The organism is Nocardia spumae (genome assembly GCF_020733635.1).
GTDB classification, from domain to species: domain Bacteria; phylum Actinomycetota; class Actinomycetes; order Mycobacteriales; family Mycobacteriaceae; genus Nocardia; species Nocardia spumae.
Window position 1 is genome coordinate 3978254 of record NZ_JAJFZL010000001.1, and the last position, 24301, is coordinate 4002554.

At 68.8% G+C, this 24301-nt stretch carries 26 protein-coding genes; 6 read left to right on the top strand and 20 right to left on the bottom strand.

All coding sequences use genetic code 11. The annotated features are described in order from the left end of the window. Positions 1–25 precede the first annotated feature (25 nt). From LKD76_RS17780 to LKD76_RS17790, 3 genes are all read right to left on the bottom strand, one after another. Positions 26–220, bottom strand: coding sequence for a ubiquitin-like protein Pup (locus LKD76_RS17780; RefSeq protein WP_025349636.1), 195 nt, complete (start codon positions 218–220; stop codon positions 26–28). A 157-nt stretch (positions 221–377) separates the two neighbouring features. Continuing rightward, positions 378–1877: a depupylase/deamidase Dop gene (gene dop, locus LKD76_RS17785; protein WP_227982448.1), complete on the bottom strand. Its 1500-nt coding sequence runs from the start codon at positions 1875–1877 to the stop codon at positions 378–380. A gap of 83 nt (positions 1878–1960) precedes the next feature. Then, a complete protein-coding gene (locus LKD76_RS17790) occupies positions 1961–2716 on the bottom strand; it encodes a TetR/AcrR family transcriptional regulator (protein WP_227982449.1) in 756 nt (251 codons plus the stop codon). A gap of 98 nt (positions 2717–2814) precedes the next feature. Between LKD76_RS17790 and LKD76_RS17795 the strand changes: the two genes are divergently transcribed. Together LKD76_RS17795 and LKD76_RS17800 are read left to right on the top strand one after the other, a co-directional pair. Beyond that, complete coding sequence (locus LKD76_RS17795; protein ID WP_227982450.1) at positions 2815–3714, top strand: AurF N-oxygenase family protein; 900 nt, start codon at positions 2815–2817, stop codon at positions 3712–3714. Beyond that, the gene (locus tag LKD76_RS17800; protein ID WP_227982451.1) at positions 3711–4628 is read left to right on the top strand and encodes a DUF4873 domain-containing protein; all 918 of its coding nucleotides are present in this window, start codon (positions 3711–3713) and stop codon (positions 4626–4628) included. Before LKD76_RS17795 ends, LKD76_RS17800 begins: the two co-directional genes overlap by 4 nt. Positions 4629–4632: 4 nt before the next feature. On the opposite strand, the gene LKD76_RS17805 is transcribed toward LKD76_RS17800, so the two are convergent. The 6 genes from LKD76_RS17805 to LKD76_RS17830 all read right to left on the bottom strand — a co-directional run bounded on the left by LKD76_RS17805 (position 4633) and on the right by LKD76_RS17830 (position 9482). Then, positions 4633–4998 carry a nuclear transport factor 2 family protein gene (locus LKD76_RS17805; protein ID WP_227982452.1) on the bottom strand — a complete coding sequence of 122 codons (366 nt, stop codon included), beginning with the start codon at positions 4996–4998 and terminating at the stop codon, positions 4633–4635. A gap of 106 nt (positions 4999–5104) precedes the next feature. Continuing rightward, entirely contained in the window at positions 5105–5473 is a 369-nt protein-coding gene (locus LKD76_RS17810; RefSeq protein ID WP_227982453.1) for an arsenate reductase family protein, read from the bottom strand. A gap of 58 nt (positions 5474–5531) precedes the next feature. Next, a complete protein-coding gene (locus LKD76_RS17815) occupies positions 5532–7076 on the bottom strand; it encodes an ArnT family glycosyltransferase (protein ID WP_227982454.1) in 1545 nt (514 codons plus the stop codon). A 134-nt stretch (positions 7077–7210) separates the two neighbouring features. Beyond that, a complete protein-coding gene (locus tag LKD76_RS17820) occupies positions 7211–8071 on the bottom strand; it encodes a 5-oxoprolinase subunit C family protein (protein ID WP_227985290.1) in 861 nt (286 codons plus the stop codon). Between the two features lie 32 nt (positions 8072–8103). After that, on the bottom strand, positions 8104–8736 hold the full coding sequence (locus tag LKD76_RS17825; protein WP_227982455.1) for a 5-oxoprolinase subunit B family protein: 633 nt from the start codon (positions 8734–8736) through the stop codon (positions 8104–8106). Continuing rightward, positions 8733–9482, bottom strand: a complete 750-nt coding sequence (locus tag LKD76_RS17830) for a LamB/YcsF family protein (protein ID WP_227982456.1) — start codon at positions 9480–9482, stop codon at positions 8733–8735. The genes LKD76_RS17825 and LKD76_RS17830 overlap by 4 nt, the downstream gene beginning before the upstream one ends. Before the next feature lie 106 nt (positions 9483–9588). Between LKD76_RS17830 and LKD76_RS17835 the strand changes: the two genes are divergently transcribed. Further along, positions 9589–10107 (top strand): NUDIX domain-containing protein, encoded by a 519-nt coding sequence (locus LKD76_RS17835; RefSeq protein ID WP_227982457.1) that lies wholly within the window; start codon positions 9589–9591, stop codon positions 10105–10107. Between the two features lie 9 nt (positions 10108–10116). Here the strand turns inward: LKD76_RS17835 and LKD76_RS17840 are convergent, their stop codons facing one another. Further along, positions 10117–10797 carry a TIGR00266 family protein gene (locus tag LKD76_RS17840; protein ID WP_227982458.1) on the bottom strand — a complete coding sequence of 227 codons (681 nt, stop codon included), beginning with the start codon at positions 10795–10797 and terminating at the stop codon, positions 10117–10119. 159 nt (positions 10798–10956) lie between these two features. Between LKD76_RS17840 and LKD76_RS17845 the strand changes: the two genes are divergently transcribed. Continuing rightward, positions 10957–11676 (top strand): peptidylprolyl isomerase, encoded by a 720-nt coding sequence (locus LKD76_RS17845; protein ID WP_227982459.1) that lies wholly within the window; start codon positions 10957–10959, stop codon positions 11674–11676. Positions 11677–11750: 74 nt separating this feature from the next. On the opposite strand, the gene arc is transcribed toward LKD76_RS17845, so the two are convergent. Beyond that, positions 11751–13511, bottom strand: coding sequence for a proteasome ATPase (gene arc, locus LKD76_RS17850; protein ID WP_227982460.1), 1761 nt, complete (start codon positions 13509–13511; stop codon positions 11751–11753). Between the two features lie 182 nt (positions 13512–13693). Between arc and LKD76_RS17855 the strand changes: the two genes are divergently transcribed. Beyond that, a complete protein-coding gene (locus LKD76_RS17855; RefSeq protein ID WP_479687479.1) occupies positions 13694–14287 on the top strand; it encodes a WKL family lipoprotein in 594 nt (197 codons plus the stop codon). A gap of 77 nt (positions 14288–14364) precedes the next feature. On the opposite strand, the gene LKD76_RS17860 is transcribed toward LKD76_RS17855, so the two are convergent. Beyond that, positions 14365–15198, bottom strand: a complete 834-nt coding sequence (locus LKD76_RS17860) for a tRNA (adenine-N1)-methyltransferase (RefSeq protein ID WP_227982462.1) — start codon at positions 15196–15198, stop codon at positions 14365–14367. Between the two features lie 83 nt (positions 15199–15281). On the opposite strand from LKD76_RS17860, the gene LKD76_RS17865 reads away from it, so the two are divergent. Then, entirely contained in the window at positions 15282–16145 is an 864-nt protein-coding gene (locus LKD76_RS17865) for a RecB family exonuclease (RefSeq protein WP_227982463.1), read from the top strand. Between the two features lie 9 nt (positions 16146–16154). Here the strand turns inward: LKD76_RS17865 and hisG are convergent, their stop codons facing one another. The 8 genes from hisG to LKD76_RS17905 all read right to left on the bottom strand — a co-directional run bounded on the left by hisG (position 16155) and on the right by LKD76_RS17905 (position 24186). Further along, positions 16155–17006 (bottom strand): ATP phosphoribosyltransferase, encoded by an 852-nt coding sequence (gene hisG / locus LKD76_RS17870; RefSeq protein WP_227982464.1) that lies wholly within the window; start codon positions 17004–17006, stop codon positions 16155–16157. A gap of 48 nt (positions 17007–17054) precedes the next feature. Then, the gene (locus tag LKD76_RS17875) at positions 17055–17318 is read right to left on the bottom strand and encodes a phosphoribosyl-ATP diphosphatase (RefSeq protein WP_227982465.1); all 264 of its coding nucleotides are present in this window, start codon (positions 17316–17318) and stop codon (positions 17055–17057) included. Between the two features lie 46 nt (positions 17319–17364). Then, positions 17365–17982, bottom strand: a complete 618-nt coding sequence (locus tag LKD76_RS17880) for a GNAT family N-acetyltransferase (RefSeq protein WP_227982466.1) — start codon at positions 17980–17982, stop codon at positions 17365–17367. A 42-nt stretch (positions 17983–18024) separates the two neighbouring features. Next, complete coding sequence (locus tag LKD76_RS17885; RefSeq protein WP_227982467.1) at positions 18025–19842, bottom strand: choline/carnitine O-acyltransferase; 1818 nt, start codon at positions 19840–19842, stop codon at positions 18025–18027. Next, positions 19839–20654, bottom strand: a complete 816-nt coding sequence (locus LKD76_RS17890; protein WP_227982468.1) for a class I SAM-dependent methyltransferase — start codon at positions 20652–20654, stop codon at positions 19839–19841. Before LKD76_RS17890 ends, LKD76_RS17885 begins: the two co-directional genes overlap by 4 nt. A gap of 29 nt (positions 20655–20683) precedes the next feature. Continuing rightward, complete coding sequence (locus LKD76_RS17895) at positions 20684–21538, bottom strand: HalD/BesD family halogenase (RefSeq protein WP_227982469.1); 855 nt, start codon at positions 21536–21538, stop codon at positions 20684–20686. A gap of 337 nt (positions 21539–21875) precedes the next feature. After that, positions 21876–22541 (bottom strand): HAD family hydrolase, encoded by a 666-nt coding sequence (locus tag LKD76_RS17900; protein ID WP_308188539.1) that lies wholly within the window; start codon positions 22539–22541, stop codon positions 21876–21878. Positions 22542–22566: 25 nt separating this feature from the next. Then, positions 22567–24186, bottom strand: coding sequence for a serine/threonine-protein kinase (locus LKD76_RS17905; RefSeq protein WP_227982470.1), 1620 nt, complete (start codon positions 24184–24186; stop codon positions 22567–22569). Between the last annotated feature and the right edge of the window lie 115 nt (positions 24187–24301).

A 24301-nucleotide genomic window follows, 5' to 3' on the forward strand; every position in this document is an offset into this window, starting at 1 on the left:
TGGAGCCGCAAGGGGTCACCTGATGTCACTGGCCGCCTTTCTGGACGTAGGCACGCACGAAGTCCTCCGCGTTCTCTTCGAGCACGTCATCGATCTCGTCGAGCAGGTCGTCGGTCTCGTCGGCCAGCTTCTCGCGGCGCTCCTGTCCCGCGGCATCGACACCGGCCGCGTCGTCGTCCTCGTCGCCACCACCGGCGCGCTTGGTCTGCTCTTGTGCCATAGCAGCCGACCTCCTCTACTGATCATCGGCGAGCATCGGATATGTCCGATGCTCGTGTCTCAACACTACCCAGCGACGGCGACAACATGCCGGATTACCTCGCAATGTGCCCCCGCCGCAACGTCACCGCACGGTCGGACCTCACCCCGCGAACCGATCAAGAAGTGAGCTGCTTGACCAGCTCGGCGGCGGTGCCGGCCCCCTCGAGCAGCTTGCCGACGTGGGACTTCGTGCCGCGCCGCGGCTCCAGGGTGGGAATACGGACCAGCGAGTCACCGCCCAGATCGAAGATCACCGAATCCCAGCTCGCCGCCGCGATATCGGCGCCGAAACGGCGCAGGCATTCGCCGCGGAAATAGGCGCGGGTATCGGTCGGCGGGGCCGTCATCGCCTCGGTGACCTGCTGTTCGGTGACCAGGCGTTCCATCGAGCCACGCGCCACCAGACGGTTGTAGAGCCCCTTGTCCAGGCGCACGTCGGAGTACTGCAGGTCCATCAGATGCAGCTTGGGCGCCGCCCACCCCAGACCCTCGCGGTTGCGCATCCCCTCGAGCAGGCGCAGCTTGGCCGGCCAGTCCAGCAGATGCGCGCATTCCATGGGATCGCGTTCCAGCAGGTCGAGCACGTGCGCCCACTTCTCGAGCACATCGGTGACCCGGGCATCGGCGGTGCCTTCGCGATCATGGAACTTCTCGACCCGATCGAGGTAGATGCGTTGCAGCGCAAGGCCGGTCAGCTCGCGGCCGTCGACCAGGGCCACGGTGGCGCGCAGGGTCGGATCGTGGCTGATGGTGTGTACCGCGGTCACCGGGCGCGCCAGCTGCAGATCCGACAGATCCTCGCCCGCCTCGATGAGGTCGAGCACCAGCGCGGTGGTCCCGACCTTGAGATAGGTCGACCATTCCGCCAGGTTGGCGTCACCGATGATGACATGCAGGCGCCGATACTTGTCGGCATCGGCATGCGGTTCGTCGCGGGTGTTGATGATGCCGCGCTTGAGGGTGGTCTCGAGACCCACCTCGACCTCGATGTAGTCCGCGCGCTGCGAGAGCTGGAATCCGGCGTGATCACCGGACTGGCCGATGCCGACGCGGCCCGAACCGGACACCACCTGGCGGGAGACGAAGAACGGGGTCAGGCCGACGATGATCTGGTTGAACGGCGTATCGCGGTTCATCAGATAGTTCTCGTGGGTGCCGTAGGAGGCGCCCTTGCCGTCGACGTTGTTCTTGTACAGCTGCATGGGCGGCGCTCCGGGCACGCTCGAGGCGTACCGCGCGGCGGCCTCCATCACACGCTCGCCCGCCTTGTCCCAGATCACCGCGTCGAGCGGGTCGACGACCTCGGGAGCGGAGTACTCCGGATGCGCGTGGTCGACATAGAGCCGGGCACCGTTGGTGAGGATCATGTTCGCCGCGCCGACCTCGTCGGCGTCGATCACCGGCGCCGGCCCGTTGAGCCGGCCCAGATCGAAACCACGCGCATCGCGCAGCGGCGATTCCACCTCGTAGTCCCAGCGTGTGCGCTTGGCCCTGGGCACGCCCTCGGCCGCCGCATAGGCCAGCACCGCCTGGGTGGATGTGAGAATCGGGTTGGCCGAGGGTTCGGTGGGCGTGGAGATGCCGTACTCGACCTCGATTCCGATGATGCGCTGCATGCGTCGAGCCTATGCGACGCGCACGATTCCCGGGGACGTCCGGGTGTCCGGAAACGTCCGGGGTACCGCGCGGCGACGCGAATTCAGTTGACCGCCAGCGGGTCCGGAACCGGTGCCTCCGACGGTGCGACCAGGTCGGCGACGGTCGAATCACGGTCCAGCGGCACCCCGAGACTGCGCGCGTTGCTCTCCAGCAGCCCCAGCACCGATTCGGTCACGATCGCCTCGATCTGTTCCGAACCGAGTTCCGCGGCGGTGTCGGCCCGCCAGCTGTTGACCACGCCGTCGACGAATCCGACGATGCCGAAGGCCATCGGCCGCGCCCGCACCGGATCGATGCCGACACGGGCCGCGGCCGTGGCGAACAGATCCGCCAGCCGGGCGCCGATCCGGTCCCGCGCTCCGGCCAGGGCATGTGACGAATCCCCCTGCGGCGCACCGGCGGCGAGGAATCTGTGCAGCTGCGGGTGGGATGCCACCCAGCCCACGTAGGTACCGACCGCGCCGCTCACGGCATCGCGAACGGTCCCGTCCGCACGCAGCGTGGGCAGTATCGCGGTAAGCAGTGATTCCAGGATCCGGCCGCGGATCTGCTCGTCGAGATCGGCACGGCCGTCGAAATGGCGGTAGACCACCGGACGCGGCAGACCGAGCCGATCGGCGATCTGCTGGACCGACACCTCGGCGCCGCTGTCCTCGATCACCGCCACCGCGGCATCGATCACCTCGATACGGCGCCGCTGTTTATGACTGTTCCAGCGCGTGCTGCGGCCGTCCACACCGGCCTGCGCGCCCCGCTGGGCCGGCCGCGCGGGGCGCTTGGCACTGGTCTCGCTCACAGGTCAACGATACCCGCGCGGTATTGACTGAGACATGCCGTCTCACTAATATTGGTGTGACACGACGTATCGGTAATTCGAACATTCGGAGCGCAACCATGGGCAACGACGCCACCCTGCTCCCCCGGGACTCCTTCGCACAGCGCCTGCTACTGGGCTCGGTGCGCAAGTCCTACGACCCCGTGGTCGATCTGGATTGGGACGCCCCGCTGGATCCGGACAAACTGTTCCTGCCGCCGGAGGTCGTCTCCCTCTACGGCACCGAGATCTGGGAAACACTCACCCCGCGGCAGCGCCGCGAGCTGTCCCGCCAGGAGCTGGCGAACATCCTGTCGGTAGGGATCTGGTTCGAGAACATCCTGAACCGATTGCTGTTGCGGGAGTTGATGAACGGCGATCCGTCCTCGCACCGCTCGCACTACACGCTCACCGAGATGGCCGACGAATGCCGGCACATGACCATGTTCGGCAAGCTGATCGACCATATCGACGCGCGACCCTACTGGCCGAAAGCTCCGGCCCGGCTGGCGATCTCGTCGCTGCAACTGCTCCTGCACGGCCCGATGGTGTGGGTGGGCGCGCTGGTGGGCGAGGAGATCTTCGATGCTCTGCAGCGCCGGACCATCGACGATCCGCAGTTGCAGCCGGTGGTGGCGCGGACCTTCCGCATCCACGTCACCGAGGAGGCGCGCCACATCGGATTCGCCCGTGATTCGCTCGCACGCCGCGTGCCCTCGATGTCGACGGCCGAACGGATCTACGTCCGGACGTGCGTGGCGGTGGCGGCGCCGCTGTTCGTCCGCCTGATCATCAACCCGCACATGTACGTTCGCGCGGGGCTCGACGGCCGGGCGGCCCGGCGGGTCGCGGTGGCCAACCCGCACGCCCGGCGCGCACTGGCGGCCGGGGCGGCCGATCTCGGCGCCTTCCTCGGCGAGCACGGACTGCTGGGCCCGATCGGTCAGCGGATCTGGCGGCGCTGCGGACTCCTCGGATGAGGCCGCATCGACGAACCGGGCGCGCGACCACCGGCCGGCCGGGGCGCGGCGTGATCGTGGTGGCCGAACGCCCGGCCGCACCCGTGGTCGTGGCAGCCCTGCGGCGCCACGGGATCGACGATGTGACGGTGCTGGGCTCGGCCCCCTCCCACGCCACCGCGGCACCGGAATCGGTGCACCGCATGGAATTCGACGGTACCCGCGATATCTGGCACCTGCACACCGCGGCCGGCATCGTGACGGCCGCGGTGGTGATCATGTCCGATGCCGTCGTGGACGAACGCCGCGTCCTCGGCGCCGACGGCCGCACCCTGCGCGAGGTCCTCGACCGCGGACCGGCGGCTCATCTCGGGGTGGCGCTGCACGACCTGCCGAACCTGTTCTGGACACACACCCCCGCATCGGCGGTGTGGCCGGGGTATTCGAGCACCGCACGCGCCGAGTACGCGGCCCGATGCACGGCGGAAATGCGTCGTACCGGATGTACCCGCATCCGGCTGCGCCGTGCGGTGCAGCACGAATCGGCTCGGCGCTGGGCCGCGGATCCGCGTCCGCGACGCCATATGCCCAGTCCGGACGACGTCCATTTCGATCTGACGGTGGCCGCCGATCGGGTTCCGGCCCACGACTACGCGGGTCCCGCGATACTCGACGCTCCCGGCGCCGAGGTGGCGGTGACGGCCACGCTCAGCGGACACTCCGATCCGATCGACGGCCGATATCACTGGTACGGTCGCCTCCACGGATCCGATGCCGACGCGCTGCCCGCCCCCGGCCGCGGCGCCGTATCGCTGCGAGTGCCCGGCGCACCGCCCGCGACGGGCCGCCTGCAGGAGCGCGACCCGTGGGGCAATCTGCGTATCGCCGGTATCGGGCGACCGCCGTTTCCCATGGCGGACACCGATATTCGATGACCGGTCAGGACGGCACCCGGTCCAGGAATCCGTAGACCGAGGCGATGCGGTCGCCGTCGCGCACGATCACATCGAAGCCGACGATCAGCGGTTCGGCATCCGGCAGTCCCAGACTCCAGGTGAACCGCGCCTGATCGTGGTGTCCGTCGACCGGACCGAGGGTGAAACGCATCCCGGCGAACTGCTGCCGGACCCCGGCGATCATCTCGCCGATCTCGGCGACGCCGGTGACCGCGGCGAGCGGATCGGTATAGGTGGCCCCGGGCAGATACAGTTCGTCGAGCAGCTTGCGCCGGACCGCGTCGTCGCCCTCGTTCCAGGTCTCGATGTAGCGCTCGGCAATGGTGGTGTGGGTTTCGTATTCGCTCATGTATCGAGCATGTTCCACGGCGGGCGCACAGTCGATTACCCGTCGGGTAATGCGCTCGCGAACCGAAGCCGTTGCCGCGCAGCCGAATCGATTCGGCGCGAGCGTGCTACAGCACCGATTTCAGCGCCTGCTCATCGCGCGCCACCACGGCCCGGCCGTCGGCGGTGACCACGATCGGCCGCTGGATCAGTGTCGGATTGGCGGCCAGCGTCTCGATCCACTGTTCCCGGTCGGCCGCTGTCCGCGACCAGCCGGAGACGCCCAGCTGCTTGGCGTCGGGTTCGGCGGTCCGGGTGATATCCCACGGTTCCAGGCCGAGTTGGGCCAGCACCGCCCGCAGATCGTCGGTGGTGGGCGGATCCTCGAGGTAGCGCCGCTCGATGTAGTTCACGCCGGCCTCGTCCAGCGCCGTCTTGGCGGCACGGCTCTTCGAGCATCGGGGGTTGTGCCAGATCTGCACCTGTCCGGAGGTCATACGCGCAACCCTAGCGCGCGGATCCGGCCCGCTCGGAAAGCCGGCCCATCACTCCGCGTCACAGATGCATCCAGCCCGGCCAGACCCGGGACCAGGGGCGGCGTGGTCCCGAACAGTCGTACAGGGTGACATCCCGGGTGTTTCCGGCGAAACCCAGCCGGGTGTCGACGCGGCCGATCGCGGTGAGCGACGCGCATTGGCCGCGCAACGCGGCCTCGTTGCCACCCACGATCAGCGCGGTGCTCGCGGTGTCCGGTGGGGTCGCGAAGTAACCGAAGCCGCGACTGGGGCTGTAGACCCGCGGCAGGTCGGCGCGGCCCAACTGGTCCAGCGCGCTCGCCTGCCAATACGTGTCGGTGATGACCACGGCATGCTCGCGGCGATCGGCAGGCAGGCCACGATAGGCGGTGACGACCGCGGTCGTGAGCTCCGGCCAGCCGAACTGTCCGTAGGTGCCGATCTGGATCGCTGCGGCCGCATCGTCGCGGGGCTGCGCGATCGCCGACGCCGGCTGCCACGGCAGCGATACCGCGATCGAGGCCACCGCCGCGGCCGCCACCAGAGCGGTCACCGCGGACCCGATGCGCACGCGCCTCGACGAGCGCGCGCGCAGCCAGTGCACGAGGCCGACCGCGCCCGCCGCCATCACCGCCGCGTACAGCCCGGCCGGGTAGTACACCCGGCCACCGGTGATCAAAAAGGCGATCTCCACCAGAATCAGGGTCGCACCGAGGAATCGGTAGGGCCGCAGCGGTTTCCACCGCAGCAGAGCCCACACCCCGCACAGCAGCACCGGCAGTCCGAGCACACCGGCCAGCATCAACGACATCGGCACGAACAGCAGGCGGCCACCCAGCACTGCCTGTTCGGACGCGATTTCCGCGCCCATCGACAGCTGCGGCCAGCTGTGGCGCGCCTGCCAGATCAGCTGTGGCACCGCCGAAACCACGGTCAGCGCCGCACCGGCCCACAGGAGCGGGCGCCGCGGCAACTCCCGTGGCCCGAACACCACGCAGCTCACGGCCAGGGCGAGCCAGAAGAACGGGATGAGCCACTTGATCTGCAGATCCAGTGCCGTGACCACGCCCGCGAACAGCAGCAGCCGATCGCGGCGCGTGCGTACCCAGCGCACCACCAGCCAGGTGATCAGCACCCACAGCGCGGTATCGATGGCGTTGGTGGTGAGCATCGCACCCTGCAGCAGGAGAAACGGCGAGCACGCATACGCCAGTGCGGCGATGGCCTGCCCCGCGCGCTCGCCACCGAATTCGCGAGCGATCATCGCGGACAGCACGATCGCGGCGACCGTGATCAGCACCGCGGGCCAGCGCAACGCGGGATAGGAATCCGGTACCAGCACGTCCATCGTCCGGGCCAGGAGCGGCAGCACCGGCCCCTGATCGGCGTAGCCCCAGCTCGGACGTCGGCCGGCCGCCAGAAAGTACAGCTCATCGCCGAAATAGCCGTATTTCGAGGCCGCGAACGACACGGCCGCGCCGCCGACCGCGGCGATCGGCACGACGACCGCCCACGCGAGTGCCGGGACTACCTCCGGTGTCGCCGCGCCACGAGTTTCGGCGTCGGAATCGAGTACTTCGGTCACCGGTTCCCTCCTGTACCGCCCCTGTGCAGTGAATCCTCGGTGACACTATCGATCCCGCACGGCCGTGTCGTCGCCCCACAGACCGATCCGGGATCAGCCTCGAGAGGTACGCCCTGCCGCGCCCCGGCCTCGGATCACGGCGGCCGCGAACGGAATTCGACGAGTTGGCCGGGGCGGGCCTGACCGAGCAGATCGATATCGGCGTCGATGACGGTCCCGACGACCGGATAGCCGCCGGTAATGGGACGATCGGCCAGCAGGACCACCGGGCGGCCCGCTGGTGGCACCTGAATCGCACCCAATGCCATTCCCTCGGTAGGTAATTCGGCGTCGTCGACGCGCCGCAAAGACGGCGCGCCACCGCAGCGGTCCAGCCGGATTCCGATCCGGTCGGCATCGGCCGAGACCCGCCACGCACCGGCGAACAGGGCCTCGGGATTGACGAACCAGTCCGCACGCGGGCCGAGCAGCACACGCGGGCGCAGCGGATCGTCGCTGATCGGCGCGACGGGTGCGATGTCGACATTCGGCCAATCGCGCGGTGGCACCCCCACCGGGATCGTGTCACCCCGGCGCAGCGGTTCCGGACCGAGCCCCGCCATGGTGTCCCGGCTGCGCGAGCCGAGTACCGGCTCCACCGCGATACCGCCGCGCACCGCCAGATAGCAGCGCAGACCGGTCACGGCGGTGCCGAGGCGCACCCGCTGCCCCGCACCGACGAACAGCACCGAGGCCGGTGGCTCCCGGCGGCCGTCGACGGTGATCGGCGCGGGCGCGCCCGTCACCGCCACCATCGTGGGCAGATCGAACTCCACGCTCAGCCCGCCCAGTACACATTCGATGGCCGCGGCGGATTCCGCATTGCCCACCAGCCGGTTCGCCAGCCGCAGCGCACCGCGGTCGACCGCGCCGGAGACGCCCACCCCCGCGCGGAACCAGCCCGGGCGCCCGAGGTCCTGCACGGTGCTCGACGCACCGGGTTCGAGCACTCGCATGCGCGGGGTCGGATACGACCTGCGGGTGGGACTCACCGATCCACCGCCTCGAAGCGGACCTCGATGCCGGCCCGCAGCAACGCCGGTTCGGTGCGGCCGGGGTCCCACAGGGCCAGCTCGGTATGCCCGATGATCTGCCAGCCGCCCGGCGAGTCCCGCGGATAGACGGCGCTGTATCCGCCGGCCAGGGCCACCGAACCGGCCGGCACGACGGTGCGGGCCTGCGCTCGGCGCGGCACCGACAGGCCGGGCCCGGGTGCCTGCAGATATCCGAAACCGGGTGCGAATCCGATGAACGCGCATCGCCACCGCGCCCCGGTGTGCCGCTCGACCAGTCGGTCGGGGGGTATGCCGAGCAGGGCGGCGGTTTCGGCCAGATCGGGTCCGTCGTATCGCACCGGCACCGTCACCACCTCCGCGGCAGCCGAGACCGGCGAATCGGCGCCGGGGGTGAGAACCAGTGCGCGCACACGGGTTTCGACCACGGCGGGATCGACTCCGGGACACAGGGTCAGCAGGACGGTCCGGGCCGCGGGCAGCAGATCGACCACTCCGTCGATCGGCGCGCGCCGCAGATTGTCGAGCAGCAGGGGCAACTGTGCGGCGTCGGCCGGTTCGATCAGCAGCGCGCGGTCGCCCGCCTGCCGGACGATGACGCCATTCATGTGAAGCTCCGCAGTTCGACGCCCTGGTCCAGTAACGACTGCCGGATCGATCGGGCCATGTGCACGGCATCGGGGGAATCACCGTGCACACACAGGCTGCGCACCTCGACTCGCACCTCGTCCCCCGCGGCGGTGCGAGCCCGCCCGTCCACCGCGATCGATATCGCCTGCCGCAACGCGGCATCCGACGCCAGTACCGCGTCCTCCCGGCCGCGGGGCACCAGTGTGGCCTCGGGGGTATAGCCGCGGTCGGCGAAACCCTCGGCGTGAAACGGTATCCCGGCAGCGGCAGCGGCGGAGGCCAGAGCGGAATCGGCGGGCCCGAGCAGGCTCAGACCCCCGAAGGCCACCAGCGCCGCGACCACGGCCTCGGCGGCGGATCGGTCGCTCGCGGCCGAATGATAGAGCGCCCCGTGTGGTTTCACATACCGCACCCGGTCGCCCGCGGCCCGCGCGAGCGCGTCGAGGGCTCCGATCTGATAGAGCGATTCCGCGGTCAATTCCGCCGGGGGCACCTCGACGCGGCGACGGCCGAATCCGGCGAGATCGCGATAGGAGATGTGGGCACCGATCCGCACCTGGTGCGCGACGGCCAGCTCACAGGTGCGGCGCATGATCGCCGGATCACCGGCGTGGAATCCGCAGGCGATGTTGGCGCTGGTGACAATGTCGAGCAGCGCCGCGTCGTCGCCCATCGTCCACGCGCCGAATCCCTCCCCCAGATCGCTGTTCAGATCGATCACCACGGATTGCCGCCTCCCGTCTCTCACCGACTTCCCCACCATCATCTCCCGCGGCGGCGGCCCGTGTGCCGCCGTCCCGCGATCTCGGCCCACCACATAGGCTGCGGCAATGGGTGAGGTCATCGCCGTCTACGACAACCTCGGTGCCGAAATCGGGAGCGCGGACCGCGCCGAGGTATACGAACGGGGTCTGTGGCACGCCAGCGCCGGCGTGCTGGTGCGCTCGCTGGACGGGCACCGGCTCTACGTTCATCGGCGCACGGAGACCAAGATGGTCTTCGCGGGAATGCACGATTGCCTGGCCGGAGGTGTCCTGGCGCCCGGAGAGGATCCCGGGGCTGCCGCGGCGCGGGAACTCGCCGAGGAACTGGGCATCGTCGCCTCCGCGCCCGGTCCGCGACCGCTGGCGCGCACCGCCTGGGACGGCCTGTGGAACGGGCGGCCGATGCGATGTCACCTGTTCGCCTACGAGGTCCGCTCCGACGGGCCGATCACACATCAGCGCGACGAGATCGCCGCGGGATGGTGGTGGACCGACGCGCAATTGCGCGGCCACCTGGCCGATCCGTCCTGGCCGTTCGTCCCGGACACCCGCGTCCTGGTCGACCGGCTCCTGCGCGACCGGTGATCCGGCCCGCTAACCCGAGGAGGTGACCGCGCCCGCCCAGGCCGCGAACGCGCCGGGGTTGCGGGTCTGCAACAGGACCCGGCCGGGACCGGAGAAGTCGAACACCAGCCCTTCGCCGGAGGTGAACGACTGCAGCGAGCGGCCCGAAACCGCCCGGCGGATACTGAATTTCATCGCCAGGTCGTAGGCGACGACATGCCCGCAGTCGATGGTGACCGATTCCCCCGGCTGCAGGTCGATCCCGTCGATCGCACCGAAGACTCCGACGACCACTTCCCCCTCGCCGTGGGCGCGCAGGCCGAATCCGCCCTCACCACCGAACATGTTGGTGAACCCGCCCCATTTCGCCTCCACCTGGACGCCATGGGAATTGGCGATCCAGCTGCCGCGGCTGATGAAGTACGGGCGGTCCGCGGCGATCGGCAGTGACAGCATGTCCCCCGGCAGTGCGGGTGCGACGTCGACCCAGCCGCCCTGCGGTGGTGCGGTGAACGTCGAGACGAAGAACGACTCCCCCGCCAGCATCGAACGCTTCAGCCCCGCCAGGAATCCGCCCTCGGCTTTGACCGTGAGGTTCACTCCCGCCGAATGGGCCACCATCGCACCGGTTTCCGCGCGCAGCGACTCCCCGCCGGCGAGAAAGCACCGTGCGACCGTAGACGACGGATTATGCCGCAACACCACCTTCATGTCCGCGACGTTAGCAGCGGCGAGCCCGCGATGTCCCATTCACCTGCGTCCCTGTCCCGGGCATGCGATGATGCCGGGCATCGTGGCGCGGCCGGACCGAATCGGCCGCGCCACGATCGAACCCGATACCCACGATACGAATCTCGGAGGCCCGCCCCGGTGCATATCGAAAGCCGAATTCCGCAGCCCGATCACGACCACACCGCCCGCCGATCGCGCAGACCGGCGGTGCGCAGCGTCCTGGCGGCGGCGGGAGCGGCGATCGCCCTGCTGGCGAGCGGAACCGCCGCGGCGGCCCCGATGCCACTGCACGCCCAGGCGCCCGGATGCATGACTCCCGGCGACGCCCAGCCCAACGGCAAGCAGTGGCCGGCCCCGCCCGGGATGACCGTCGATCCCAACGCCGGCTACGACGCGACGCTGGAAACCAACTGCGGCACAATCACCATCGCACTCGACGCCGCCCACGCCCCGCAGACGGTCAACTCGTTCTCCTTCCTGTCCGGTGAGAAGTTCTTCGACCACACCCGCTGCCACCGCCTGACCACCGAGGGCATCTTCGTCCTGCAGTGCGGCGATCCCACCGGCACCGGCCGCGGCGGACCGGGCTACCAGTTCGGGGACGAGAACCTCGCCGGGGCCACCTACCCCGCCGGTACGGTCGCGATGGCCAACGCCGGCCCGAACACCGACGGCAGCCAGTTCTTCCTGGTCTACGCCGACAGCCAGCTGCCGCCCCGCTACACCCCGTTCGGCCGGATCACCGGCGGCCTGGATGTGCTGCAGAACATCGCCGCGGGTGGTACCAAGGACGGATCCGGCGACGGCGCACCGGCCACCGATATTGTGCTCGACTCGGTAGCCACTGCCCGGCGCTGACACCGGATACGGCGAAGGCCGCGCTCGCAGTTGCGGGCGCGGCCTTCGTGTTTTCGGACGGTTGTGCGGTACTCCTAGAGGTACTGACCCGTATTGGACTCGGTGTCGATCGCCCGGCTGGCCGAAGCGTTCTTACCGGTAACCAGCGTCCGGATGTAGACGATCCGTTCGCCCTTCTTACCCGAAATACGTGCCCAGTCATCCGGATTCGTGGTGTTGGGCAGGTCCTCGTTCTCGGAGAACTCGTCGACTATCGAATCGAACAGGTGCTGGATGCGCAGACCCGGGCTCCCGGTCTCGAGCACCGACTTGATCGCGTACTTCTTCGAGCGGTCCACGATGTTCTGGATCATGGCGCCGGAGTTGAAGTCCTTGAAGTACAGGACCTCCTTGTCACCGTTGGCGTAGGTGACCTCCAGGAAGCGGTTGTCCTCGCTCTCGGCGTACATCCGGTCCACGACCCGCTCGATCATCGCCTTCACGCACTTGGCGTGATCGCCGGCGAACTCGGCCAGATCGTCGGAATGCAGCGGCAGCCCCTCGGTGAGGTACTTCGAGAAGATGTCCTGTGCCGCTTCGGCATCCGGGCGCTCGATCTTGATCTTCACATCGAGGCGGCCGGGTCGCAGGATCGCCGGATCGATCATGTCCTCACGGTTGGAGGCACCGATCACGATGACGTTCTCGAGGCCCTCGACACCGTCGATCTCCGACAGCAACTGGGGCACCACGGTGGTCTCCACATCCGAGGACACACCGGAACCGCGGGTGCGGAAGATCGAGTCCATCTCGTCGAAGAACACGATCACCGGGGTACCTTCCGAGGCCTTCTCACGGGCCCGCTGGAAGATGATCCGGATGTGGCGCTCGGTCTCACCGACGAACTTGTTCAGCAGCTCGGGGCCCTTGATGTTGAGGAAGAAGGACTTGGCCTCCTTGGCGTCCTCACCGCGTGCCTCGGCGATCTTCTTCGCCAGTGAGTTGGCGACCGCCTTGGCGATCAGCGTCTTACCGCAGCCCGGCGGGCCGTAGAGCAGCACACCCTTGGGCGGGCGCAGCGCGTACTCGCGGAACAGGTCCTTGTGCAGGAACGGCAGTTCGACGGCGTCGCGGATCTGCTCGATCTGGCGGCCCAGACCGCCGATGTCCTCGTAACCGACATCGGGCACCTCTTCGAGGACCAGATCCTCGACCTCGGCCTTGGGGATGCGCTCGAACGCGAATCCGGCCTTGGTGTCCACCAGCAGCGAATCACCGGGGCGCAGGCGCCGCGTGGGCGCCAGCGGGTCACCGACGTCGTCGGCGTCGACCAGGGCCGACAGCGGGCCCGACAGCCACACCACCCGCTCCTCGTCGGCGTGCCCGACCACCAGGGCGCGGCGGCCGTCGTCGAGAACCTCGCGCAGGGTCCCGATCTCACCGGTCTGGTCGAAGGCACCGGCCTCGACCACCGTCAGCGCCTCGTTCAGGCGTACGGACTGGCCGTAGTGCAGTTCGGAGGTGTCGATATTCGGCGAGCACGTCAGGCGCATCTTGCGTCCGGAGGTGAACACGTCGACCGTCTGGTCCTCGTACACACCGATCAGCACGCCGTAGCCGCTGGGCGGCTGGCCCAAGCGGTCGACCTCCTCACGCAGCGCCACCAATTGCTGACGGGCCTCTTTCAGGGTGTCCATCAGTTTGGTGTTGCGAATCGTCAGCGAATCGATACGAGCTTCCAATTCCCTTGAACGATCCGGCGAGTCGGCGAGTTGCCTACGGAGTGCAGCCGCCTCGGCGCGTACCACCTCGAGTTCTCTCCAGGCCGCCGAATCCGAATTCTCGATGGGGCTCATGATGCTGCTCCTCCCAGTCCCGGTCTATCAACGCTACCGGGCGCGAACCGTTCTCGCTTTCCGACATGGTTTCGTCGTGATCACATCTCAGCTGCGGTCTACCTGCTCTGGCAACCATGTTAGCCTGCCCTAACCTGCATTCGGCGAGTGAATTCGCCGGACCGAACCGAAAGGTCTAGTCGATGCTCCTTCCTACCCGCCACAGTGCTGCTCCCTCCAGTGGCAGTACCCACACCAGGAGCAACGCCAACCGGGCCACCACTGTTTCCCGGAAGCGGCGCCCCGGCTTCCGTCTTGCCACGGCTACCGCGTTCGCGGCGCTCGCCGTCACCGCTATGACAGCATGCGGGTCCGACAATTCCGAGGACTCCACGCCGACGAGCAGCGCTCCGGCAACCTCGGCCGCCGCGTCCGCGACCGGGGCCGCCACCGTCGCGACGCCCGGCGCCGAGGAGCTACAGGCCACCCTCAACGGCTTCGTCGACCCGGCCAAGCCGACCGCCGACAAGGAGAAACTGGTGGTCGGAGGCGATAAGCGCGCCGCCAACATCGACACCATGACCAAGGGGCTGGCCAACTACGGGACCATCACCTTCACCGTCGCCGACATCAAGACCGAGGGCGACCAGGCCACCGGCCAGGTGACCATCACCTCGCCGCACGGGCCCGCCGGCCCGATGCCGATGACCTGGCAGCACTCCGCCGCAGGCTGGCAGCTCTCCGATGCCTCGGCCTGCCAGATCCTGGCCATGGGCATGGCGCCCTGCCAGCCCTGATTCCCTCGACGGGCTCGGCCCCGGTGCGCCGAGAGCGAACCGGGGCCGAGTCGTCGACATCGGGCGTATTCGGCCGCTCAGCCCTTGGACGGGCGGCGCTGCGGTTTGGGTGCCACCACACCGTCGGCGAGGCGCCGGGCGCTCACCAGGAAGGCCGTATGGCCCTGCATGCGATGCTCCGGGCGCACGGCCAGACCGACCACATGCCACGGCCGCACCAGCGACTCCCATGCGCGCGGCTCGGTCCAGCACTCCTGGCGGCGCAGCGCCTCCACCACTTCGGAGAGCTGCGTGGTGGTGGCCACGTACACCATCAGCACGCCGCCGGGAATCAGCGCACCCGCCACGGCCGGTAGCGCATCCCACGGCTTGAGCATGTCCAGCACCACGCGGTCGACCTGCTCACCGTCGTATTCGGCCACGTCGCCGAGGGTGAGCGTCCAGTTGTCCGGGCGTTCGCCGAAAAATCGCTCGACGTTGCGGACCGCGTGCTCGGCATGATCTTCGCGGATCTCGTAGGACCGCACGGTGCCCTCCGGCCCCACCGCGCGCAGCAGTGAGCAGGTCAGCGCGCCGGAGCCGGCGCCGGCCTCGAGGACCCGCGCACCGGGGAACACGTCACCCTCGTGCACGATCTGCGCGGCATCCTTGGGATAGATGACAGCGGCGCCACGCGGCATCGACAACACATAGTCGGTCAGCAGTGGCCGCAGCGCCAGATACGGTGTGCCGTTGGCGGATTGGACCACACTTCCCTCGTCGGCGCCGATCAGCTCGTCGTGCCGGATCTGCCCCTTGTGGGTGTGGAACTCCTTGCCCGGCTCCAGGACGACGGTGTGTTGCCTGCCCTTGGCATCGGTCAGCTGCACCCGGTCCCCCGTGGCGAATGGGCCGGTCCGTCTGGCCGTCATGTATCTCCGTTCTCCTGCGCGTCATTTCCGCGGGCGGTATCGCGCCGCCGAATGTGTCGGTACCCGCGGATAGCCTGCCAGGTATGTCCGCACCACCGACGGCGACCCCGCCCGAATTGCCGGCCGTTTCCAGCGGCCCGGCGTTGTCGCCCTCTCGGGCAATGGATTTCAAACAATGTCCGCTGAAATACCGATTACGCGCGATCGACCGCATTCCGGAAACTCCCGGCCGCGACGCCGTGCGCGGCACGGTCGTGCACGCGGTCCTGGAATCGCTGTACGGGCTACCCAGCGGTGAACGCGTTCCCGCCCGCGCGGCAGCACTCGTGAAACCGGCGTGGCAGCGTTTGCTGGAAGATCGCCCGGAGATCGAGGTGGTACTCGAACAGGGCGGTCTCACACCATTTCTGGACGAGGTGGCCCAGCTGGTACACGGCTACTACCGGCTCGAGAACCCCACCGGGTTCGACCCGGAATCCTGCGAATCGCTGGTGGAGGTCCGCCTCGCCGACGGCTCCCCACTGCGCGGCTATGTCGATCGGATCGATATCGCTCCCGACGGCCGGCTGCGGGTAGTCGACTACAAGACCGGCCGCGTCCCGGCGCCCGATGCCGAACAGCGCGCACTGTTCCAGCTCAAGTTCTACGCCCTGATCGTCTACCGCACCCGCGGGGTGACACCGTCGCAACTACGGCTGATCTACCTGCGCGACGGTGAGATCCTCACCTACGCCCCGGAGTCGGACGAACTCGAGCGGTTCGAGCGCATCGTGTCGGCACTGTGGTCGGCGATCACCACCGCGGGGCGCGACGGAGACTTCCCGCCACGCCCCGGATGGATGTGCAAATTCTGCGACTACCAGCCGCTGTGCCCCGCCTTCGGCGGCACACCGCCGCCGTACCCCGGATGGCCCGCCGATGCCGCCGGCACCGTGCCCCGGCCCTGACCGGCCCGCTCAGAACGCGCGGCAGGACCGGATATCGGTGGCGAGAATCGCCTTGGCACCCAGTTCGGCGAGCTGATCCATCAGGTCGTTGCCGGCCGAGCGCGGCACCAGCGCCCGCACGGCGACCCACCCCGGATCCGTCAGCGGCGAGACCGTCGGCGACTCCAGCCCGGGGGTGATCGCGGCGGCGCGCTCGAGCAGGTCCTTGGGGCAGTCGTAGTCGAGCATCAGGTACTGCTGCGCGAAGACCACGCCCTTGATCCGGGCGACGAGCTGATTGCGAACCTTGTCGGTGCGATCGGAACCGCCGCCCTCGATCAGCACCGCCTCCGAATCGCACAGCGAATCCCCGAACGGTACGAGGTTGTGCTGGCGCAGCGTGCGCCCGGAGCCGACCACATCGGCGATGGCGTCCGCGACACCCAGCTGGATGGAGATCTCCACCGCACCATCGAGCCGGATGACCTCGGCCTGGATTCCGCGGCGCTGCAGATCGGCCAGCACCAGGTTCGGGTAGGAGGTGGCGATGCGCTTGTCGTAGAGATCGTCGGGCTTCCAGTCCCGGCCCGCGGGAGCCGCGTAGCGGAACGTCGAACGGCCGAAGCCCAGCGCCAGCCGCTCCCGCACCGGCGCACCCGAGTCGAGGGCGAGGTCACGCCCGGTGATGCCGAGATCGAGCTCGCCCGAACCGACGTAGATGGCGATGTCCTTGGGGCGCAGGAAGAAGAACTCGACCTGATTGGCGTTATCGAGTACCGACAGATCGCGAGAATCGCTGCGCTTGCGATAACCGGCCTCGGTCAGGATCTCGACGGCCGATTCGGAGAGGGCGCCTTTGTTGGGGACTGCGACGCGAAGCATGGATGGATGTCCTTTCGGGACGAGTGACGGACAGGACGGACGCGGCCGTCACAGATGTCGGTACACATCCTCGAGCCGCAGACCGCGGCCCACCATCAGCACCTGCACCCAGTAGAGGAGCTGAGAGATCTCCTCGGCCAGCTGATCGTCGGTCTCGTGTTCGGCCGCGATCCACACCTCGCCGGCCTCTTCGATCACCTTCTTGCCCTGCGCATGCACCCCGGCGTCCAATGCCGCGACGGTTGCGGAACCTTCCGGACGGTTGGCCGCACGATCCTGCAGCTCGGCGAACAGGGATTCGAAAGTCTTCACGGGACGCCATTCTTTCAGACGACCGCATATGTCCCGCAATCGGTTATCACGGCGCGCCGGCGTCGTGACCGGCGATGTGGGCGCGCTCACTACCGCCGGCCGGATCCTGGGCCGGACGATCGACGCGATAGATGTAGTGCCACCCGTCGTCGATCGGATTGTCGGGCGGGAGCGGCCCCTCGGCGACCCGGCGCAGCCCGGCCTTCTCGAGCGCTCGCCGAGAAGCCCGGTTGGCCGCGGCCACGGGAATCACCACCGCTCCGGCGCGCGGGTAATCCGCCCAGGTCGCGGCCACCACGGCCCGCACCATGGCCGAACCGAGTCCGCGGCCGACACGCAGCGGGTCACCGATCAGATAGTCCAGCGAGACCGCCTCGTCGGGCAGTGCGACTATCGGCCGCATCTCGTCCACGTAGTCCGGCCAATCCGACCACCGGATCCGCTGCACCAAACCGAGGGGTTCGGCGCCGATGCTGACGAGCAGATCCTCGGCCGCGACCTCACCACGGGCAGTGGGCCCGAAGTCACGCTCGATCGACGCGGGATCGTGGTCGTGATTCCACCAGCGCCGCACATGCGGCTGGGCCAGCCACTGCCCGAGCAGGGCGAAATCCCCGGGCGTGACCGCGCGCCAAGTGAACCGCGGCGGTACCGACTCGACCACACGGCCGAGAGTAACAACCGCGGTCCGGCCGTGACGCTGGGATCAGGACGCCGAGTCCAGCAGCGCCTCCAGTTCCGATACCGCCCGGCGCAATTCCTCCGCGAACCGGAACATCTGGTCCGCCACGGTCGTCGGAGTGGCGAGGTAGAGGTTCCACCGATCGGGCAGCAGAACATAGGCCACACCGATACAGGTGGGGCTGGTGCAGCCGAAACCGAAATATTCGACATTCACCGACGGGGCGGAGCTGGTGCTCAGGTAGTCGTCGCGGGTGATCACCCAGCCGGGGCTGGTGTAGAACGGCATCGTCTCGGTAGCGCCCAGCTCTGCGCCGCGCCGACGCTGAATCCACTCCAGTTCCCACAGATGCTGTTCGGGCGCCTCACCGCGCTGGCACTGCTTGGCCCGTTCGACGTGCGCGGTGGCCGCCGCCCGCGCGGCCGCCAGCCGGGTAGCCGGATCGGCCGACGAATCATCCATGGCGGCAACGAATTCCAGCAGCTGCGGGGTGACCACCCGCATGGCCTCGGTGCGGCCGTTGCGGTACTGGCGGGTGGCGATCGATTCGTAGGTCGCCCCGAGCTTGCCCTTACTGCGCTGATGGGCGAGCTGATAGCTCAACTGAGCGAACGCGTCCGGCGAAATGCCGAGCTGCTTGGCCCGGCTCGTGCCGAAGCCGTCGAACGACACCGTCGTGGTGGCGTTGTCGGCGACGAACTGCGCGAATGCGGCGGCCGCCCCGGAGATCTCCGCGCGCATCGAGTCGTCGAGACGGAATTCCACCGGTTCCACCGAGGGCAGGCCCTGCGCTCGCGCGCCCGAGCCGGCGGCGTGTTCGGCGACCGGCGTCTCGAGCAGGAAGTCGACGAACGACAGAATCGTCGTACCGTCCAGCCCGCAGTGCTCGACGTTGATTCCGGCAGTGCCGTCGGCGAAGACGATCAGCGAGACGGCCTTGTCGAACCACCGGTTGCCGCTGTCACCGTGCAGCAGCTGATCACACGCCGCCAGCTCGTCGGCGGGTGTCACATCGTCGAGACAGACGGCGAACAGCGCGGTCTCGATCGTCTCCAGCGCGGCCGCGTTGACCGGATCGGCGGCCAACCGGCCACGGACCCCGGCCCATTCGGCCCGCGCCATCGTCGTCAGGTGTCCGGCCGAGGTCTCGATCGGCGCCTGTTCGGGTGCGGCCTTGAGTACCGCGCGCAGTCCGTCGGCGAGATCCTCGGGTGCGTGCGGCGCGCCGTCCGCACCGATGACCTCCATCCGGAACATGGTGCCGTGATGGAAGACCACGATGTGGCGCGCCTGCGAGGGGCCGGGCCACTCGTCGCTGTAGGGCACCCGGACGCTGTCCTGCGGATCTCCAGGAATTCTGGTCTCGGAGAACAGGAATTTGTTCTGTGCCATCGAAAAGTGCGCCCCGCGTTGCACGACCGGCGGGATCGCCTCCCGGTCGAGCAGCAGCTTGTAGTTCACCGCCGCGGTGATGAGGCCGGCCGCGCGATCGGCCTGCTGATCCGAACTCGACTGTGCCAGTGCGGTGTCGTTGCGGAACAAGAAGAAGAAGTTGGCGTTCACGGCGATCCGGTCGCGCCGGCCCAGATACCGCGACGGCCAGAATTCGTCGAGCCAGCTGCCTACCCCGGGAGTCCGGTCGAACCGCTCCAGGTCGGCGTGCAGGGTGCGGGCCGGGCCGTCGGCGCGCAGCAGATCGGCGACCGCCTCCTCGGTGGCGGCGTATTCGTCCTCCGACAGCAGCGGCCGCGACCACTGCAGGAAACGCGCACAACTGTCGTCGAGCGTGGGCAGCGGCACACGCGGCAGCTGGTCGTCGAAGGCGAAGGTACGGTCTGTCACTGGCGGTCCTCGAGGGTCGATGCGGGCTTGGATATGTAGAGCTGGGCATGCAGCCAGCCGTCGGATTCGTAACCGGTGGCGTCGATTCCGCCGGCGGCCAAGGTGTTCACGACCTGTTGCTGTTCGGCGGCGGATGCGAAGCGGCGCTGCCGGAAGGTACCGGGGCGGCGCTCGGTCCGGTAGCCCAATGCGGCGAGCTCGCGCGCGATCGGTTCGAAGGCGTACATCCGCAGGACGAAGTGTGCCATCCACGGTAGCCGCGTACCGTGCGCACGGGCCACCCGTGTCAGGGTACGGCCGGTGACGTAGCCGACGCATCCGGTGGACACCACCAGATCCGCCGATCCGAGTATCCGCCGCTGCGTTTCGGTCGGATCCCCGGATTCGAGGTCGGCGTGCACGGTCTCGTGCAGCAGACCGGTGGCGGCCGCGTAGTCCAACGCCGGCGCCGACGCGTCCATTCCGATCATCCGCAGCCCGGGCAGCCTGTCGTCGGCGCTCAGCCGGGCGCGGTCGCGGGCGATACAGGTGGCGGTGTCGGCATCACCGTAGTGCTCCGCCAGTTCCGCGACGGTGGTGCCGAACCGCAGCACCGCCGCGTTCACGCCATAGGAACAACCGAGGTCCAGGACGGTCGGCACGGCGCCGGTCTCGGCCTCGTAGTCCGCCACCAGATCCAGGAAGGTCGGTTTCGCCAACTCCGGTATGCAGTAATCCAATTCGGCCATACGCCTGCAGTAGGCGCTCGGATCCGGGCGATCGTAGATATCGTCGAACGAGGCTTTTCCGGTGCTGTGCATGGAAACCGTCACGGGCGATCCTCCTGAGTCGAACGGGGTGATCAGTCGAGAAGTCGGTCACCGCGCACGGCATTACCCGCGGCGGCCAGATGGTCCGGCAGGACCCGCCCGAACAGCTGCCGGGTACGTTCGACCGCACCCACGATGCCGGGGCGGTCGCTGTAGGCGAAGATCGCGCTGTGCCGCTGGGCGGTGCCCTCCACCGGCGATACCCGGTGCAGGGAAAACCTGCCCTGGAACAGTTGCAGATCTCCAGGGCGCAGTGTCAGCCTCCGGACGAGCCGCTCACCGGATCCGGTGAGTACGGCCCGGACATCGTCCAGATTCTCCGATTCCGGCGTGCGGATGCGCGGGCAGTATTCGAACACTCCGCCCGCGTCGGGCTCCTGGGTCAGCATGGACACCGTGAACTCGTTGGTGTCGAAATGCCACGGATGCGACATACCGGGGGCCACCACATTCAGGCACAGCCCGGCCAGAGGATCGGTGTATTCGTGCAAACGCGGCAGACCGAAACATTCGGCGATCAGCCGCTGGAACGGCGCGCTGGTGTAGAGGACCTGGATCAGCGCGGCCGGAGGGATGAGATCGCGTGCGACGAACGCGTTTCCGCGTTCGAGCACGATCGTGGCCGGATGATCGGGTGCGAGCTCGCTGTCGAGCGGAATGTTGTAGGCGTTGACCTTCTCCACCGTGTAATACGCGTGCGGGGCCAGTTCCGCTCCCTCGGCACGCAGTCTGGCGCACATCTCCGGTCGCACGAAACCCGTCAGGACGGTGCATCCATCGGCGGCGAGTTCGGCCCTGGCGCGCGACACCACCTCGTCCCACCGCTCGCCACCCGGCGCGTCGAGCGGATACCGTTGGGTATCGACGATGGTGGTGAGCCTGTCCACCGCCGCTGGGATTTCTCCCGAAGACCGTTCTCCCTCAGCGTTTTCCCTGCTCGCCCGGCTCGATTCACCCACGTTGCCACAACCCCCTGTCGCCGCCATGAAGATCATTGTGACCCGCCGGACGCGGTTGTACCGCCGATTCACGGATATCGTTGGGAAAGGTCACAAACTCTCGAGTAACCCTGCGCGCCAGCGATATTCGCCACCACAACGATAGCGCGCGCGATCATCTCGCGCGCTGTGAGCGGCACACGGCCGCACGGAATACGGACCGGTCGGACTCCACGCGACGCGGAGGAACGTGGTCCGGCTCGACGGTGAATCGTTCGCGCCGGCGTCAGCTCGCGCCGGCGTGCACCTCGTCCAGATCGCCGACGGTGAGCCCCACCAGCGACTCGCGGAAGTTCAGGCCCGGCCGGCGCGGAACCTCGATCTCGCAGGGCACCACCAGCACCTGACACCCGGCGGCCAGCGCGGCGGCCGATCCGGTGGGCGAATCCTCCACGGCCACACAGTCGCCCGGGGCGACGCCGAGCAGCCGCGCCGCGCGCAGATACGGGTCGGGTGCGGGCTTACCGTAATCGACCTCGTCGCCGCACACCGATACCTCGAACATGTCCCGGCCCAGGGTTTCCAGGCAGAGCTCGGTGATCGATCGCTTGGTATTGGTGACCAGCGCGGCGGGTAGTCCCGCCGTGCGCAAGGTCGTCAGCGCTTCACGCGCGCCCGGCCGCCACGGCACGGGTCCCGCCATCAGTTCGGTGACCCTGCGCTCGAGCCAGTGCCCCGCCGCCGTCATCGCCGCGGGATCGCGCTCCAGCCCCAGCCCCTCGAACAGGATGCGCAGCGCGCTGGGGCCGTCGGCGCCGATCAGCGCGTGCCGCAGTGGATCGGTCATCCGGCCGCCCAGCTCCACGGCGAGTTCGCGCACCCCGATATCCCAGAGCTTCTCCGAATCCAGCAGGGTGCCGTCCATATCCCACAGCACCGCGACCACGCTCACCCGGAGCTCTCCTTTCGAGGCCGCATCAGGTTCCCGACGCGGTGATGAGCATCCGGCCGGTGGCCGTATCCACCGTGAACCAGCGGCTCTCGGAGGTGACGGTCCCGTCCCTCAGCGTATAGGTGAGGGTCGCGACGGCCCGGCCGGGACCGCTCTCACTCACCCCGCCGACGCGGACCGCCGAGATCGTCGACCAGAAGTTCGAATACTGCGCGAACCCACCCGTCTGGGACTGGTACGACGGGGCCAGTTGCGCCCAGGCGCCGCTGGTGTTGCCGGGCAGCATGCTGTAGTACCCGGAGATGAAGCTCGCGACATCGGCCGGGCGGGCCGGTGCGGCGCTGCTGCGCGGCGCCCCGCTCGTGCCCGGAGCCGGGACACCCGCCGTCCCGCTCGGCGCCGGGGCGGACGAGCTGCGGCCGTCGGGCTGCGGATTGCCCAGCGAGGCGCTGCCGCCGGAACCGTTGGCCGAGGAGCCGCCGGGCGCGTCGGGCGGGGCGCCAGCCGTCGCGGACGGCTGCGCGGCGCCATCCGTGGCGGTGGCGACCGTCCCACCGGCCGCGGATCGGCCGTGGTCATCGGATCCCGAGGTCGACACCAGCCCGACGACCACCGCGATGACGACCACGGCCACGGCGGCAGCCGGCCAGAGGCGACGATCGCGCAGCACTCCCGATTTCTCCGGTGCCACCGCGGTGCGCGCGGTGGGCGTGACCGGCGCCGGGGCGGGCGAGGCCTGTTCGGGTGTGGACAGCACCGCGGTCTCGGCCGCATCCGCGCCCGGATACGGCAGCACCTTCGTCGCGGCGGGCACGAGCCCCGCGGAACGACCCTCGGCGACGGCCTCGAGCGCCTGTTGCGCCTCGCGCATGGTCGGCCGGTCGGCGGCGTCCGGCGCGAGCAGGCTCATCAGCACCGGGCCGAGCGCACCCGCCCGCTTCGGTTCGGGCACCTTGGCGCTCACCACCGAATGCAGTACCGCCAGCGGATTGTCACCCTCGCCGAACGGCGGCGCGCCCTCGACCGCCGCATACAGCGTCGAGCCCAGCGCGAAGACGTCGGAGGCCGGTTCCGGATCCTCGCCGCGGGCGATCTCCGGGGACAGATACGCCGGTGTCCCGGCCAGGAAGCCGGTGGAGGTGACCGTGACATCGCCGACGGCGCGGGAGATGCCGAAGTCGGTGATCTTCACGGTGCCGTTGTCGGCGACGAGGATGTTGGCGGGCTTCACATCCCGGTGCACGATGCCCGCGTCGTGCGCCGCCGCCAGCGCGGCCGCGACCTTCGCGCCGATCCGGGCGACCTCGTGCGGATCGAGCGGGCCCTTGTCGCGCATCAGGGCCGCCAGACTCGGCGCGTCGACGTACTCCATGACGAGCCACGGCTGGCCATCCTCCTCGGCGACGTCGAAGACGGTCACCGCGTTCTGATGATGCAGCCGCGCGGCGATACGCCCCTCGCGCATCGCGCGCATCTTCGCCTCGAGTGCCTGGGCCTTGGTCAGCCCCGGCGCCAGCAGCAGCTGTTTGACCGCGACGGTGCGGCGCAGCCGGACATCACTGGCGCGCCACACCACCCCCATGGCCCCGCTGCCGATGGGATCGGCCAGTCGATACCGCCCGGAGATCAGCCGATCTGAAGTCATGCAGTTCTACCCCTCTTGCGCTCACACGCAGTGTCTTCGCGCCATGAGCCCCGGCCCTGCGTGGTGACGCTCCGCTGCCGCCTCCGGACCTGCCGGCTCATGTCGGGCCGTCCAG

Excerpts from the sequence above, each read along its gene's own strand:
- LKD76_RS17810 (WP_227982453.1), bottom strand. The coding sequence starts at position 5,473 with ATGACCTCCGGACAGGTGCAGATCTGGCACAACCCCCGATGCTCGAAG.
- LKD76_RS17865 (WP_227982463.1), top strand. The coding sequence starts at position 15,282 with ATGTCCGCACCACCGACGGCGACCCCGCCCGAATTGCCGGCCGTTTCC.
- LKD76_RS17805 (WP_227982452.1), bottom strand. The coding sequence starts at position 4,998 with ATGAGCGAATACGAAACCCACACCACCATTGCCGAGCGCTACATCGAG.
- LKD76_RS17905 (WP_227982470.1), bottom strand. The coding sequence starts at position 24,186 with ATGACTTCAGATCGGCTGATCTCCGGGCGGTATCGACTGGCCGATCCC.
- LKD76_RS17820 (WP_227985290.1), bottom strand. The coding sequence starts at position 8,071 with ATGCGAGTGCTCGAACCCGGTGCGTCGAGCACCGTGCAGGACCTCGGG.
- LKD76_RS17840 (WP_227982458.1), bottom strand. The coding sequence starts at position 10,797 with ATGAAGGTGGTGTTGCGGCATAATCCGTCGTCTACGGTCGCACGGTGC.
- LKD76_RS17825 (WP_227982455.1), bottom strand. The coding sequence starts at position 8,736 with ATGAATGGCGTCATCGTCCGGCAGGCGGGCGACCGCGCGCTGCTGATC.
- dop (WP_227982448.1), bottom strand. The coding sequence starts at position 1,877 with ATGCAGCGCATCATCGGAATCGAGGTCGAGTACGGCATCTCCACGCCC.
- hisG (WP_227982464.1), bottom strand. The coding sequence starts at position 17,006 with ATGCTTCGCGTCGCAGTCCCCAACAAAGGCGCCCTCTCCGAATCGGCC.
- LKD76_RS17855 (WP_479687479.1), top strand. The coding sequence starts at position 13,694 with ATGCTCCTTCCTACCCGCCACAGTGCTGCTCCCTCCAGTGGCAGTACC.
- LKD76_RS17780 (WP_025349636.1), bottom strand. The coding sequence starts at position 220 with ATGGCACAAGAGCAGACCAAGCGCGCCGGTGGTGGCGACGAGGACGAC.
- LKD76_RS17835 (WP_227982457.1), top strand. The coding sequence starts at position 9,589 with ATGGGTGAGGTCATCGCCGTCTACGACAACCTCGGTGCCGAAATCGGG.
- LKD76_RS17800 (WP_227982451.1), top strand. The coding sequence starts at position 3,711 with ATGAGGCCGCATCGACGAACCGGGCGCGCGACCACCGGCCGGCCGGGG.
- LKD76_RS17860 (WP_227982462.1), bottom strand. The coding sequence starts at position 15,198 with ATGACGGCCAGACGGACCGGCCCATTCGCCACGGGGGACCGGGTGCAG.
- LKD76_RS17795 (WP_227982450.1), top strand. The coding sequence starts at position 2,815 with ATGGGCAACGACGCCACCCTGCTCCCCCGGGACTCCTTCGCACAGCGC.
- arc (WP_227982460.1), bottom strand. The coding sequence starts at position 13,511 with ATGAGCCCCATCGAGAATTCGGATTCGGCGGCCTGGAGAGAACTCGAG.